This is a genomic window from Otoolea muris (assembly GCF_943193115.1).
Classification (GTDB): Bacteria; Bacillota; Clostridia; order Lachnospirales; family Lachnospiraceae; genus Otoolea; species Otoolea muris.
In genome coordinates this window covers 84,332-99,302 of the sequence record NZ_CALPCY010000008.1, presented here as the reverse complement: position 1 = coordinate 99,302, position 14,971 = coordinate 84,332, and the positions used below count along the sequence as shown (strand labels likewise).

Annotated in this window: 15 protein-coding genes; all 15 read right to left on the bottom strand. The window is 49.9% G+C overall.

The window, feature by feature from the left end; all coding sequences use genetic code 11:
• Nucleotides 1-500: 500 nt before the first annotated feature.
• Entirely contained in the window at nucleotides 501-1,697 is a 1,197-nt protein-coding gene (locus NFS31_RS07320) for a glycosyltransferase (protein ID WP_251493074.1), read from the bottom strand.
• Nucleotides 1,698-1,754: 57 nt separating this feature from the next.
• Entirely contained in the window at nucleotides 1,755-3,389 is a 1,635-nt protein-coding gene (locus tag NFS31_RS07315; RefSeq protein ID WP_251493072.1) for a glycosyltransferase, read from the bottom strand.
• Nucleotides 3,390-3,402: 13 nt separating this feature from the next.
• Nucleotides 3,403-4,452: a glycosyltransferase family 32 protein gene (locus NFS31_RS07310; protein WP_251493070.1), complete on the bottom strand. Its 1,050-nt coding sequence runs from the start codon at nucleotides 4,450-4,452 to the stop codon at nucleotides 3,403-3,405.
• Between the two features lie 102 nt (nucleotides 4,453-4,554).
• A complete protein-coding gene (locus NFS31_RS07305) occupies nucleotides 4,555-5,703 on the bottom strand; it encodes a nucleoside-diphosphate sugar epimerase/dehydratase (protein WP_251493068.1) in 1,149 nt (382 codons plus the stop codon).
• Nucleotides 5,704-5,790: 87 nt separating this feature from the next.
• Nucleotides 5,791-6,507: a transaldolase gene (locus tag NFS31_RS07300; RefSeq protein ID WP_251493065.1), complete on the bottom strand. Its 717-nt coding sequence runs from the start codon at nucleotides 6,505-6,507 to the stop codon at nucleotides 5,791-5,793.
• Between the two features lie 86 nt (nucleotides 6,508-6,593).
• Nucleotides 6,594-7,154 carry an SIS domain-containing protein gene (locus NFS31_RS07295; protein WP_251493063.1) on the bottom strand — a complete coding sequence of 187 codons (561 nt, stop codon included), beginning with the start codon at nucleotides 7,152-7,154 and terminating at the stop codon, nucleotides 6,594-6,596.
• A 147-nt stretch (nucleotides 7,155-7,301) separates the two neighbouring features.
• Complete coding sequence (locus NFS31_RS07290) at nucleotides 7,302-8,636, bottom strand: HAD-IIIA family hydrolase (protein WP_251493061.1); 1,335 nt, start codon at nucleotides 8,634-8,636, stop codon at nucleotides 7,302-7,304.
• A complete protein-coding gene (locus tag NFS31_RS07285; protein ID WP_251493059.1) occupies nucleotides 8,636-9,610 on the bottom strand; it encodes a GHMP family kinase ATP-binding protein in 975 nt (324 codons plus the stop codon). The genes NFS31_RS07290 and NFS31_RS07285 overlap by 1 nt, the downstream gene beginning before the upstream one ends.
• Nucleotides 9,604-10,458 (bottom strand): TylF/MycF/NovP-related O-methyltransferase, encoded by an 855-nt coding sequence (locus tag NFS31_RS07280; RefSeq protein ID WP_251493057.1) that lies wholly within the window; start codon nucleotides 10,456-10,458, stop codon nucleotides 9,604-9,606. Before NFS31_RS07280 ends, NFS31_RS07285 begins: the two co-directional genes overlap by 7 nt.
• Complete coding sequence (locus NFS31_RS07275) at nucleotides 10,458-11,414, bottom strand: NAD-dependent epimerase/dehydratase family protein (protein ID WP_251493055.1); 957 nt, start codon at nucleotides 11,412-11,414, stop codon at nucleotides 10,458-10,460. The genes NFS31_RS07280 and NFS31_RS07275 overlap by 1 nt, the downstream gene beginning before the upstream one ends.
• Nucleotides 11,415-11,473: 59 nt before the next feature.
• Nucleotides 11,474-12,037, bottom strand: a complete 564-nt coding sequence (locus NFS31_RS07270; protein ID WP_251493053.1) for a hypothetical protein — start codon at nucleotides 12,035-12,037, stop codon at nucleotides 11,474-11,476.
• 94 nt (nucleotides 12,038-12,131) lie between these two features.
• Nucleotides 12,132-12,734, bottom strand: coding sequence for a recombinase family protein (locus NFS31_RS07265; protein WP_251493051.1), 603 nt, complete (start codon nucleotides 12,732-12,734; stop codon nucleotides 12,132-12,134).
• A 395-nt stretch (nucleotides 12,735-13,129) separates the two neighbouring features.
• Nucleotides 13,130-13,732, bottom strand: coding sequence for a recombinase family protein (locus NFS31_RS07260; protein ID WP_251493048.1), 603 nt, complete (start codon nucleotides 13,730-13,732; stop codon nucleotides 13,130-13,132).
• Nucleotides 13,725-13,847 (bottom strand): hypothetical protein, encoded by a 123-nt coding sequence (locus NFS31_RS26855; protein ID WP_275563877.1) that lies wholly within the window; start codon nucleotides 13,845-13,847, stop codon nucleotides 13,725-13,727. The genes NFS31_RS07260 and NFS31_RS26855 overlap by 8 nt, the downstream gene beginning before the upstream one ends.
• Before the next feature lie 336 nt (nucleotides 13,848-14,183).
• Entirely contained in the window at nucleotides 14,184-14,933 is a 750-nt protein-coding gene (tpiA, locus tag NFS31_RS07255; RefSeq protein WP_251493046.1) for a triose-phosphate isomerase, read from the bottom strand.
• Between the last annotated feature and the right edge of the window lie 38 nt (nucleotides 14,934-14,971).

The window sequence follows — 14,971 nt, the reverse complement described above, 5'->3', positions numbered from 1 at the left end:
ATATAAACAGGTTCTCCGATACTCTGGCCAATTCCGATATTTCTTTGTACTGGTTTCTTAAATCAGCAGAAGAACGTATATTCATCATCACCACTCCATTCATGTATAATTTTAATATAATTATACACTCATTTATCAAATATTACAATACTCTGTAACTCTTGAGCCTTGCACAATAAACCACATATATTCAGGCCGTTTTCATAATAGTTTTTTAACGCCATATAAAAAAGAGCAGTCCCCCCGAAATCAGACGGACTGCAGCAAACTTAATCTTTTACAAAACATTCCATACGCCTCCGGCATCGCTGAGAATGCCGCCCGCATTTACTCCCGTAAAAATACCGGAGCCTCTCCAGCGTGGATTTCTCAAAGTCAACATCCATCGCGACAATTGCATATGTTAATTCAAACGTCCGGTACCTGACATAGTCCTCCTCATATCCCGAAAAGCGTGCGGTTGCCAAACGAGATTTCTTATCTGTCAAATAATATTTCTTTCAAAAACCTTCCGGAAGTTCCTCTCTGCTGATGGCGCCTGCGTCCATGGCTGCTATCTTCTCTTTCGGAATCCCGTATTCCAGCAGGGATTTTTCAATCTCATCTACAACATCCCGATCCAGAACCGCGATCGCCACATAATCAAACTGCGCCTCCAGAAGCCCTGATACGGGCTGCACCGTATGGCCGTCCAGCGTCTGGCCTGCGCTGTAACGATCCACCCAGCAGGTTACCTCATAATCCTCTGCCTTATCCAGCGCTTTTACAAACAGCGTCCCAACCGTCCCCGCCCCGTACACAGCCACCCGGCTGCCTTTCGTTACCTGTGGATACGGGTACAGATATCCCCGTGGCTTTTCCAGCAGGACAGCGTAATCGCAGTTCATGATGTACCACATTTTCAGGAATACCATATGTAAATTCAATTCATCCCTGCAGCCATGCGCATCCATTTGCTCATTTACCAGCCGGAACCACAGCCTAACTCCCTCAAGGGATGCCTTATTCAGCGTATGCGTGGCTGAACTCTCCCGCATCACATAATGGTATCCGCGCTCCCTCATCAGGCAGACAGTTCCCGCTTCCATCAGGCAAAGGATAATATGCGCATAATCCTCCCCCATAGATACTCTGTCATCTATTTTGTCCCACATGCTCCGAAACATCTCCCTGCGTATCCCCCAGCAGACCTGCATGGCGCGTATCTGGCGCCTGAAGCAGGACGATGTTTCAATCAGCATGGGAAATACCCGCTCCATAATCTCATTTCCCGAATAAATCCCATCCTCAACGCATGTTTCCACCAAAACGCTCCTGTTCGTATAATCCTTATAATACCCCTCCATATAGATCATATCCGCGCCTGTCTGCGCCGCCCGCTCCGCAAAGCGCCGTATCCGGTCCGCTTCGATCCAGTCATCTCCGTCCACGCTACACACGTAATCCCCGGTCGCAAGCCCCGCCCCGGCCCTCCTGGCGCTGACAACTCCGCCGTTTTCTTTATGCAGCGCGATTACCCGGCTGTCCGCCGCGGCATACCGGTCGCAAATCTCTTTAGAAGCGTCGTCAGAGCCGTCGTCTATCAGAATGATCTCAATATTCCTGTAAGTCTGGCCAAGCAGGCTTTCGATACACCGCTCCAGGTAAGCCTCCACATTATAGACAGGTACAACGATACTGATCTTACCGTGTTTCATCTCCTTACCTCCGCTTTTGTACAGTAATCTCATCTGCTGCACGGCCCTGCCGCACAGTTATATATGATCCAATCCATCCCTGAATTTTTTGTATAATTCATACCCGAGATACGTATAAAGCGCCCCGTTCATATATTGCGGTTCACAGCCATGCCTGAAATCCACATCTGTAAAACGCCATTTCTCCGGCAGGGCGATATCCGTAACCTTCACCAAGGCTGCTTTGCAATGCTCCAAAAAATAATGTTCCATTTCAGAAAACATCCTGTTTTTTTGCCTTATCTCCCCGATTCCCTCAAATTCTCTCGTCCAATTCAGATTTCCATAACGTTCGGACATCCTGTTTTTTACTAAGACAACCGATACAAGCTCCCGTTTCCGGCGCAGTTCCTCAACCAATTCCAAGCATTTTTGTTGCCACAAACCCATAAATTCCTGCGTTCCGCTCAAAATCCTCCTATATGTCACCGGTGTTCCGTCCGCATCCAGATACGCCTCGCTTTCTGTCATATATGCGCCGTCCTGCATTTCAAGGATCGGGCAGCGCTCTTCCAGAAAATCGATAAACAAAATCGTCTTTTCCGACAGATTACGGAGTGTCTCATAAAAAATCCCGCTTATATCCTGTTCCACCTGCTGTTTTCTGAGAAGGTTTTTGTGCTTTATCCCAACATGCCTATATGGTGTAAACGACGCTATGATACTGGAAAAAGCAAAATGCTCCAGTTTTTTTAAGGGCGCTGTTGTGCTCTGTACGATCCAGCGAAGGGAAAAGCTCCCCATACAGATATGCCTTTTAAATTCATACAGATTCCTGCATCCGAACCGTTCTTCCAGAAAATCTGCACTGATATCCTGTAATAATCGTAAAGCTTCCCTGTTTTCTGTTTCCACCGCCAGTTGTTCACGCAAAAAGACATCATGTACCATATATTTTTCAATAGCCAGACGAAATTTATCCAGAGTCCCCCTCTCCTGAGCCTCATTCACCCCAAATTCAAGTGTTTTCCTGAAGTCCCTGCATATCCCAACCATAGTATCATGAGCCGAATCATCTTTATGGCTGGTTCGGTAAAATACTCCCGTCTCCGGAATCAAAACGATTTTTTCCGCCTCCAGGACAAGGGCAATGTCATATCCCCAATCCTCATAATAGAACGTCTCAGGCTGAAACAGATTTTTTTTAAGCAGCCATTCCCTGTTGTAAATTTTTTTCCATACAGCCGGCGCTTCCCCCAGCAGGATCAGCATCTTGTCCGTATCACTTCTGTATGTCCCGGCCGGCAGCGTAGTATATCTCTCTTTTTTTCCGTTCCCTACTATAAAATAACCAAGGCTGGAAACGTAGTCGGCCCCCGTCTCTTCAATCGCCTGGTACAGCTTTTCAATAAAATCCTCTTTCAGCCAATCATCCGAATCCACATAGACAACGTAATCGCCTGTTGCCAGGCGAAGCCCCTGATTCCTCGCCGCGCCGAGCCCCTTTCTCTCGTCATTGATAATCAGCCGTATCCTCGGATCCCGTTCACTAAAATATCTGCAGCGTTCCAGGCTGTCATCCCCTGACTCGTCATATACAACGATAATTTCCAGGTTCCGGTACGTCTGGCTGCAGATACTCCCCATACACTGGTCGATGTATTCCCCTGTATTATAGACGGGGACGATCACACTCACTGTTTTCCTCACCACAACTCACCCTCTTTCATCCCCATGAACCAGAAAATTTATGGATGCAGTATGTATTACGCGTTATATTCCGGTACCCTGTGTCCCAGTCTAACGGGCAGAACACCTCCTGTGGATATAAAGTTACCTCTTCCAAATCAATGTATTTGTTTTCCAGGCATATATGGAACTTCTGTTCGGTCATCTCGGTGATAGCCGCCACATTTGTCGTCAGATCAAACCCTTTTTCCGTAACAAAATGCCGATCATTATAGTACGACATCAGGTATCCGATCCATTTGCTTCCTTTTTCACCGCCGATGATCCCGGTAGGGATATATTCCCTCTCCTGAAACCCGGAAAAGGCCCTGTGCCCTAAAAACGGATCAAGCGGCTTAAAAAGTTCGACATCTGTATCCAGATAGATTCCTCCATAATGCCAGATACACCAAAGCCTTATATAATCACTAACAAACGCATATTTTTTATTCTCATACGCCTCATTTACATAAGCGTTGCTCTTAATGTCAAAATTACTCTCATTCCATAAAATAATTTCAAAATCCGGACAGAACTTTTTCCAGCTTTCCAGGCACAGCCGTTCCGTTTCCGGTAATTTACCGCCTCCGACCCAGCACCAGTGCAGCCGTTTGGGAATTCTCGGCGCCTGCTTCCCGTTTTCTGCAATTATTCCTGGCAGCCTTATGTCCTCGTGATAATAATTTAACACAGAGGGCCATATGCAATATTCCGCTTTACATCCGCTTAACTCATGTTCCAGTTGATTAACAATTTCCCCCGCATACCTTCTGGAGGTAATCACAAAAAACCAGGGCGGGACCGTTTCCTTTTTTAGCTGTCCCAATGAGCAGATACGGATTTCCCTGCCTCTTACTTTGATATATGTATTCTGTTTTTCAGGAGAATTATCAATCACAGCGCTCACAGACTTTTCAAATTCAAAGCGTTTGTACCTCTCTCCGAAAAACGAATCCATAAGCCAGTCTCCGGCCCCAAAACATACGGCTTTCCTTTGCCTGCACAGCTCCCCCAGCTCTTCCACTGTACATCTTACTTCCTTCATCATAAACCCTGCTATCTTTCTGGCTGTCCGCCTTTTTTTCACAATAATACAGGTCCCGCCCCAATCGGCAATCGGAATCAGCGCAAGCTGCCTCCTGTTTCTTTTTCATATCTGTGAATGGCTTCTTTCATTGGGAACCGCATACAGGACCAGCTCATGGTTTCGGTTAAGATTTTGAACCCAGGGAGTATATTTTCTCAGATAAAACCTGTAATCCTGTAATTCCTCCCGGAAAAATTGCGGAATTTCCACCAAATCCTCTTTTTTATGATACACACATACCGCAATAACCGGGCGGTCTTCCTTTATGAGCCGTTTTATTGCCTTTAACATCTGCAGTTCATTGCCTTCTATATCCGCATTAATGAGCGTACATTGGTCATTTCCCAGTATCTTATTAAAATCTGTATTCTCATCTATAAATTCATTAAACATATGAACCTTTTCCCTTTTATCCTTCGGCAAAAGGGAGACATGATCCCTCATACGCCAGTAAGATCCTTCGCTACCCTCCACGGCACAGATCTTTTTTGCGTTTAAATTCCAGCTAAAGAATGACACCACGCTGTCCCCTGTCGCCGCGCCGCAGTTAATCCACACCTCGTCGTCTAAATGCCTGTATAACTCCTCTTTTTCATTCCCATAAAAATATTTATATCTGGTCGGGATCTGTTCGCCCTTATACATGCTGTTTGTCATATAGCTTTCCAGATAATCCCGCAATACTTCCCCTGATTTCTCATCCTGCAAACTGGAAGCAAAGCATTTCAGCTCTTTTACATGGCATTTATAATATTCCGCGCGGTTCGCGTCTATCCAATCGCAGGTGTTTGTGGTGAGAATATTCCTGGTATCTTTGCCAATCACATAAAATCCTTTTGTATCAGCTTTTCTCAGTATTTCCATAAATTTCATCTGCGCCGCTCCGCTGCAGTAATACGTGCAGATAAACACAAATTTATTTTTTACTTCTCTCTGGCTGATAAATTCTTCTGGTGAAATGACCGTGATCCCCCCGATCGTACGCCCCGCTTTCTTCCTGTCGGCATCAATGATATTTACAACCTTTAAACCATATCCTGTAAACATACGGACAAAGGTGTAAACATCTGTTCCCGCGCCGTATAAATAAACATTTGCATCGTTTATAAGAGCCAGCGAAATGGTGACCAAAAGATCGCCGTCAATTCCAAACTGTTCGTGCAATGCGTCATTTCTCATCAAATCATCAATTTGAACCTCTATGGTTTTCATATCCACACCTCTCCTGAATTTATGCCTTTTTTACATGGATTTCTGTCCGGAGTAGATTTGGGGAATTAAAATAATATGCTGCCAGGGTCAGCACACGACCGAAAACCCCAGCTTCCTCCCGTCTTCCTCAAACATCCGCACCGTCTCCAGGGAAAACTCCTCCAGATCCTTCCCCAACACAGGCAGCTTTGCGAGGATATCCCCGGTCACGGTGACGATATCCGCCCCGCTCCGCTCGGCCTGGATGATGTTGAACACCTCGCGGCAGCTTGCCCATAAACTCCAGACCCCTTTTTGCCTGCAGAGCTGCGCGGCCTGCTTCATGATCGCTTCCGGATCCGTCCCCGTGTCCGCGATCCTCCCCGCAAATACGGATACAATTGCCGGGACGCCGTCCTCCAGCGCCTTCAGCACGCCTTCCACCTGCCGGACGCTGAACACGGCCGTCACATTCAGGCGCACGCCCTCCTTTGACAGCTCCGAAATCAGCGGCGCGCTCGACTCCCCGCGCGTGTTTGTCACCGGGATCTTTACATAGACATTTTTCCCGTACCCGGACAGCGCCAGCGCCTCCTTTTTCATGCTCATGAAATCATCTGCAAATACCTCAAATGAGATCGGCCTGTCCGGGATCGCTTCCACGACCCGCTTTGCAAATTCTGTGTAATCCCTCACGCCGGCTTTCCTCATCAGCGTCGGGTTTGTCGTAAATCCCTTTATCCACCCGTTTTGAGCGGCTTCTTCCATTTCCCTGATATCCGCGCCGTCCGCAAAGACGGCGATCTTCAAATCTTCAACCTTCACTTTTTTGTCCCCTGTCTGCTAATGTCAGGTAACCGCTCTGGCTTCTCCTCCCGGTTACGTTTATCACGTCCCGCCTCTTCTTTGGCTCAGGCAATCGCATTCACCAGAAGATGCCAGATGATTCCCTGCCATCCTTCCGCATGCGGCGTTATCCTCTCATCCGCTATTACCGGAATGCGGATGCATGCGTCTGACACCTGTCCGGCGTATCCCCCGTCCCTTGAAACGATGGATATGATCCCCGCCTTCCTCTCTCCGGCCAGTTTCAGCGCCTCCACGATATTGCCCGACGCCTTCTCGTTTCCGCCTCCCACGGATAAAACAAGGACGATGTCCCTTTCTGACAGCCGGGACGTTTTCAGCCATTCCGAAAAGGTCGTATGCCACCCCTCGTCGTTCGCCCTTGCGCTGAACTCGGATACATTGTCCGTGGGGGCGTAGGATTCGATCCCGCCTATCTTCCGGAAATCGTTTACCGCATGGGACGCGTTTGCCGCGCTTCCCCCTACGCCAAGGATGAACAGCCGTCCGCCCCGGTCCCTGGCCGCTGCCAGAAGCAGCGCGCCTTTTTCTATCTCTTCCTGCGAAATCTGTCCTGCTATCTGAATCGTTTCTTTCAGGTAGTTTTCGATATATGCTTTATACATGCGCTTCCTTTCTCTTTATATCTGCTTCCTTTTTCTCCGTCTCCACTGTGTTCCGCAGCCGCCCGCGGAATGCAGCCTGTCACGGTTTTTTCCCGTTCTGCTCCCGCGCAGCTTTTTTACCGCCCCCGGAGCGCGTCTGAAACAGGCTCAGATATCCTCTCTTAAGATTCCCTCCAGCTCACGGATATCCTGCAGCACCCGGTCCGGCCGGTTTCCTTCAAGCCGGTGGCACACGTCGCATTTATACTCCCCTAAAAGGGCTGTCTTTAAGCCCGCCCTTTTTCCCGCCAGGACATCCGTATAGGAATCGCCTGCCATCCATGAGTGTTCCATATCGATGTTATATATTTTCAGTATATCTATGATCAGGCCCGCCTTTGGCTTGCGGCATCCACACCGGCGGATCAGGAACGGGGCCCGCGTCCTCCTGTCTCCCGCCGGGTGATGGGGACACAGGCTGGAGGCTTCCACGCGGATTCCCTTCTCCTGCAGATCACGCGCCACCCATGTGTTGAGATCATACAGAGCTTTTAAGGATACCTTTCCCTTTGCCGCCGCCGGCTGGTTTGTGACAATAAAAAGCAGATATCCCATGTCGGAAACCGCTTTCAATGTGGAGATGACATCCTCCCTGTACCGGAATTCCTCTTTTGTGAACGGGGAGTCAAGCTGTTCGGTCTCCTCATGAAAGCAGAATTCATTGATCACCCCGTCCCGATCCAGAAACAACGCCCTGTTTGCCCTGCAAAACCGCTGCTTTGCATAGGCTGCGAATTCCTCCCGCGAGGCCGGACTCCCGATCTCATAAAACCGTTTACAAACCTCCTGCCCCGCCAGCTTCCCCGCCTTGGAAAGGGCGGTCAAAAGCTCTGACAGATCGCACTTTTTCCCTGGTTCTAAGCCTGCCAGAACCTCCTTTGACAGCATGGACACACCGTAATCGATGTACTGCATATCTGCGCTGCGCTCTGCCTTGTCGTACAGCAGGAGCGCCCCGTCCCTGAAGATCACATTGCTCGTGTCATACTGGTTCTCATTTTTAAGGACTGCCATCACGCCGGATTTCCCGGCCTTTCTCTCCAGCCGGTACCTGTATACAAGCTCCCGGTAATCCATATCCATAAAGGAATCCCCGTACAGCAGGATAAAACGCTCATCGAGCATCGCCTCCGCCTGTTTTAGCGCCCCGCCTGTCCCAAGCTGACTCCGGCCGTCGCGGGAATAACGGATCTCCAAGCCCTGCCCGGATCCGTCGCCATAGTAATCTTCGATCTGATCCGCCTGATGCCCGACCAGAAATAGAAAGCGCCAAAATCCCCATCTCTTTAACATCATCAGCTCGTAATCAAAAAAAGGGCGTCCGTTGATGTCAGCCATTGCCTTGGGCCGGTCCGTAAGCCCCAGGCGCGTTCCCATTCCTCCCATCAATACCACAACCTGTGTGTCCGCCGCCGGATCCCTGTTCCCATCCTGCCTTGTCATTACAGCCGCTTTGCCCCCTCTTTATCAAACCTGAAACGGATCTCCTTAAGCCCCAGGCGTCCCATGGCGCGGCGCAGGCCCGCCTTGTTTTCCGCATAAAACATCAGAAATCCGCCTCCTCCGGCCCCGATCAGCTTTCCGCCGAGCGCCCCGTTTTTTAAGGCGTATTCATACCACCCGTCGATCTCCGGGTTGCTCATCCCCCCGGATCGTTTTTTCTTGTATTCCCAGTGGACATTCATGATGTCCGCAAACCGGCGTAAATCTCCTCTTTCCAGGGCCTTTCGGCTCTCCAGTCCCATCTGCTTCACAAAATCGAGATTTTTAAGCATTTCCTCATCACGGCCGCGGCTCTTTTTATCCTGTTCCTCCAAAAGTTTCCCCGCCCGGTGGGAGTAACCGGTAAAAAACAGCATCAGATTGTCCTCCAGGTCATAGAGCGTCTCCTCCGTCACGTTTAAGGGCTCTACCTCCACAAAGCCGTCTTTGCGGATCGTCATGCAGTTGATCCCGCCGTAAGCCGAAATGTACTGATCCTGCTTGCCGATTGGTTCCCCCAGACGGCCTATCTCAATCTCGCAGGCTTCCTCGGCGAGCTGCCTGGCGCCTGTGATATCCCCCTTATAGCTGTGGAGCGCTTTGAGGAGCGCGGCTGTATAAGCGCCGGAGGATCCCAGCCCTGTCCCGGCGGGGATATCCGCCATTGAGCAGATCTCAAGAGGTTCTTTTTCAAGTTCCAGCATCTTAAGCGCCTCCCTGGCGATTGGGTGCTCCAGCTCCCCGGCCTCCTTAACGCGCTCCAGCTTTGAATATTTCAGCAGAATCGTCTGGTCAAAGGTGCGGTTTATCAGGATATAGACATACCGGTCGATGGCGGCGGAGATCAGGAAGCCCTCCCTCTTTTCGTAGTAAGAAGCCAGATCCGTCCCCCCGCCTCCCAGGGTGATCCGAAGCGGGCTTCGCGTGATCAGCATGTTCCCCTCCCTTTTTTCACAAAGGCCACGCTCAGCGTGTCGCCGATCGGCGTAAAGCCGACATGAAACCGTTCTGAAAATTCCTCGATCGCTTTCTTTGTGCCTGCATAGGAAAAGGAAAAATAATCATGTACGAAAATATATCCGTTCTCCGCCATCCTGGGCCAGAAATATTCGAGCCCGGCCAGAATCGGCTTGTACAGATCCACATCAATATTTACAAATGCATATCGCTCATCCTCCAGCCCGGCCGCTGTCTCGGGGAAATACCCTTTCCGTATCACGCAGCGCTCCGGGTGCGGCATCCGGCCCATCACATACTCCACAGAGGTATTGGACAGCTTTCCCACGGTATTTAAGAGGAGATTGTTCTCGGTCTCATAATTCATATCCTCCTCCGGAAAGCCCTCAAACGTATCAAACAGGTAGAGCTTCCGTTCAGGGAACACGGTATTGATGACCTTTGCGAAATCCCCCCTGTAGACGCCCAGCTCCGCCACCGCCCCGGAAACCTCCTTATCCTCAAGGATCATGGCAATTTTCTCCAGGCAGTCGCGCCTGGCGCGAGTATTTAAGTCCACAAAGCGGCAGATGATGCGCTCCTCCGGGAATCCGTTTTGGATCAAATATTCCACCGCATCCTCATAGCCGGTCAGGATCCCCATCACCACAAGGTCAGGCCGCGCTTCTAAAATCGCTTCCCTGCCCTTCACCTCCAGGCCGTCAATCCGGGTTCCAATAAAAGCCGGGTTCCCGTCAACAAAATATTGAATGGCATACTGGCTCTTAACCTCCTCGTACACACGCTTCGCCGTTGTTGCCGCTCCGTAGATCACAGCCGTTTTCATTATTTTTCTCCCTTCATGCCCTGATACATGGATGAAACCGACATCTCAATTGCCTGCGGCGTCGTATAGCGGTTCGCCCATCCGAGTTTCCTGATTTTCGCACTGTCCAGCCGCACGACCGGCACATCCCCCTTCCAGCCCCGATCGCCTCCGGTATAGCGGTATTCCACATGCCCAAGGCCCATAATCCGGGCTGTGATATCCGCAATCTCCGTCACGGTAATGTGATCCAGGGTGGCAACATTATAATAGGTATATCCCTGCAGCGCCTTCCTCTCTACAGTCCTTAAAGCGTCTGTGATATCGTCAATATAGATATACGATTTGCTCTGCGTGCCATCCCCCAGGATCTCCAGCTCCTCCGGGTCTTTTGAAAGCTTTTTCAGAAAATCATAGCCGACGCCGTGGGTCTGGTTCGGTCCGACCACATTGGCAAAACGGAAGGCGGCGGCGCTCATATCAAACATATGGCAGTAGGAGCATATCAGAGCCTCGCAGGCCAGCTTGCTCGCCCCATACGTAGAGGATGGCAGCAGCGGAGAAAAATCCTCGTCCGTAACCGTAGCGCCCACGTCGCCGTACACGCCGCTCCCGGATGCGTAGAGCAGCCTCTTTACCCCGTTCTTCCGCATCGCCTCCAGCACGTTATTGATCAGGAACGTCCCTTCCCAGAAATCGATATCCGGCTGTGAAATCGCCTTTGAGATATCAGGGTTTGAGGCCAGGCTGTATACAATATCCATCCCTTTCATAGCCTCTGCCAGCTTTCCGGCATCCTTTATATCTGCTTTTATAATATGTACCCGTGTGCTTCCTCCTATCTCCCCCAGATGCTCTTCCCTTCCGGAAGAAAAATTGTCATAGATATACAGCTCTGCCTCCGGCTCCTCGTGAAACAGGCGCTTTGCGACGTGGCTGCCGATAAAGCCGGCCCCTCCGGCGATTAAATAGTTCATCTTTCCTCTTCCTCTCTCAAAATAAAACCGCTGCGCGAACAGCGCGTCCTTCCTGTCTGCTACCTCTGATCCTTCCAGAGAAATCCGGACAATTTTTTTATGGACCGGGCCGGGATTCCCTTTTCCAGCAATTCCTTCTTGATCTCATTTTCATACGTTGTGCTGCATATATAGATTTCACCGCAGGCCGCCAGCTTTTCCGCCGTAGGGTACAAAACGGCATAACCCCTGTGGCCCGTCCCGGCTTTTCTTATATTGCCATCAAAAATATTGGTCACCGCCCTCTCGCCATCTATCCTGTACAGCTCGTCCAGCAGTTGATCGCAAACCGAACCGCACCCGTAAAGAGCTGCTCCTGAACGCTTTATTTCATCAGCCGCCTTTTTAAAGTCGATCCGCTTCATATTCTGATACACTCCCTGATTGGGATATTTCACCGGCTTTTCGCCGCTCGCTTTCTCAGCGAGACATATGAGCAGTATCTGATCCGCGTTTTTCACAGCCTTTAATGGTGCAAGATAGCTGTCCAGTTGCTCCGGCGTCCGCAAAAGGCGCAAATCCTCTGAAAAAAACGTTACATAAAGCCCTTTGTTCTGAATGATCTCCGGTGCAAGTAAACCCATTTCTTTCCTCTCCTTCAACATACCTCAGAACCAGGTTTCCGCTCACATAAAACCGGCCCGCCTGATTATCAAACACTGTATTCTTCAAACGAGTTCATTTCCGTTTCTCTATCTGCTTTACCCGCCGGTAAAAGGTCCCCCGTGAAAAGCCGCACAGCCTCGCCGCTTCCTCCACATTGATTTCCTTGGAAGCCCATTTTTTATATACGCGGGAAAAATCATCCGGCGTCGGCAGGGGGCTTCTCCCAAATCTCGTCCCCTCCCGCTTCGCCTTCTCGATCCCCTCCCGCTGCCTGCGCCTGCGGGCCGCCTTGTCCGCCTCTGACACATAGTCCAGCATATCCAGCACAAGATCCGCGATCAGGCTGCCGTACTGAAGCTTTCCGCGCCTGGTGTCCACCAGGGGCATCTCCAGAAGGGAAAGATCGATCCGTTTTATCTTTGTCAACAGGCCCCACTGTTCCCGGATCGCGGGATAGCTGTCCCCAAGGGCGCTTAAATTCCGGATATACAGGAGATCTCCCGGCCTCAGAAGATTGAGAAGCTTCCTGTATTTCAGGCGTTCGCTCCCCTCCTCAGTTTCCACATCCGCAAAAATACGATCCTCCTCTACCTGCATTTCCCGCATAACGGCGGTCTGCTCCCCTATGTCCGCTTCGCCGGGAACAATCCGGCAGTATGCATAAATCTCCCCCATTCATTGCACCCCCATCTATCGTTCGCCAGATTCTATAAATAACCGGAATATGTGTCATAATATATGCTTTATGAATCAGACGTTTTTGTCCAGTTATGTATACATTTCTTTTTCAATGCTCCTTTCATGAAATTCCGTCAGAATTAACAAAAAATATGCTTATTATTCTTGATTTTCGGCCGATAATAGTATAAAATAGACATGTTTTAGATAAGAAAAAGAAGTTCATAAACGTATACATTTTTAAACCATCTTAAATATCCTCCATCGCGGCGCACGTTTTCCATAACAGCCCCGTACCCTTTACTTTCCCTTGCAGGGCACAGGGCCTTCTCTTTCCTGCTATGGCAGACCTATTCTCCCGTCCTGTCAGAAGCCGGGCGCGCCTTTTCCATTTACTTCCCCCTCTTTCTCCGGTTCGCCTTATTATAAAACGTCGTCCTGGTAAAATTGCACCTCTTTGCCGCCTCCTCTGCCGACATTTCCTTTGCCAGCCATTTATTATAAATCTCCTCAAAATCCTCCGGCACAGGCTTTTCCGGCCTGCCGAAGCGCACTCCCTTAAGCTTCGCCGCCTCGATCCCCTCTCTCTGCCTCTCCTTTATGTTTTTCCGCTCGTTTTCGCTGATAAAGGATAATAGCTGCAGCACAAGATCCGCGATAAAGGTTCCCAGCAGATCCTTCCCGCGCCTTGTATCCAGAAGGGGCATATCCAGCACCGCGATATCCACCCCCTTTTCTTTTGTCAGAATCCGCCACTGTTCCAGTATCTCCTCATAATCCCTTCCCAAACGATCAATACTCTTGATATACAGCAGATCATCTTTCTTCAGTTTTTTTAGAAGCCTCTTATACATCGGCCGGTTAAAATCCATGCCGGACTGCTTATCTATGTAAATATTCCTCCTCGGCACATTTACGCCTGCCATGGCGATCAACTGCCTGTGTTCATTCTGGTCACGCGAGCTCACACGTACGTATGCGTATACATTACCCATTCTTCTTTCCTCCTAAGTAAAATTCTATTCTGCGGTTTGCTTCCCTCGTCCCGCAGCCGTTTCGCTTCTCCGAACCGTCGCGCTGTCTCCATCCGGGCAAACCATCCTTTATCATAAAACATACTTTCTTTTTCTCCAATATCCGACAAATCCGCGATATATCATTCTTTTTATATTTTTTCTTGTATTACATACCTTAACACAACGGATACGAACATTTTTTATATGTATAAATGGGTAAAATGGATAGATATTACAAAAAATAAGAGTAAATAGATAGGTATCTGCGCTGCGGCGCATGTTCGAGGCAGCGTAAAGTATTTCTTTGCCGGGGAAAAATGCCCATTCACAGATCAAAAAGAACCGCAGATGAAGTTCCCTTCACCTGCGGTTCTTTTATTCCCTGTACCGTCTTACTGCAGCCATCCGGCCGCAGTCCTCATCTGACAGCTTACTTATAATTCACGATCTTCCCAAAGTCCTCCTTCAGGGAAGCGCCGCCTACCAGGCCGCCGTCGATGTCCGGCTGTGCGAACAGCTCGGGCGCGGAAGCGCCGGATACGGATCCGCCGTACTGGATGCGGATGGCCTCCGCCGTGGCATCGTCATAGATCTCGCCGATGCATGCGCGGATCGCGCCGCATACTTCCTCGGCCTGCTCGGTGGTCGCCACCTTGCCGGTGCCGATGGCCCAGATCGGCTCATAGGCGATCACAGCCGTCTTTGCCTGTTCCGGCGTCACATTCAGGAAGGCGATCTTGATCTGCTGGCGGATCCAGTCAATCGTGATCCCCTGCTCTCTCTGCGTGAGGGACTCGCCGCAGCAGATGATCGGCGTCAGGCCGTGCTCAAATGCCTTTAATACCTTTTTGTTGACCGTCTCGTCTGTCTCCGCGAAATACTCTCTTCTCTCAGAATGGCCGATAATCACGTATTTCACGCCTGCGTCCACCAGCATGTTCGGGGAAATCTCGCCTGTAAACGCGCCCTTTTCCTCAAAATACATGTTCTCAGCGCCCACGGCGATATTCGTTCCCCTGCAGGCTTCCACAACGGGAATGATATCAATGGCCGGCACGCAGAATACGACGTCCGACTCTTCTGTCACCACCAGTGGTTTTAATGTATTTACCAGCTTTACCGCCTCGGAGGGCGTCATATTCATCTTCCAGTTGCCGGCGATAATCTTTCTTCTTGCCATCTTGCAATTCTCCTCTTTTCATGATTCGCAGCCATTTA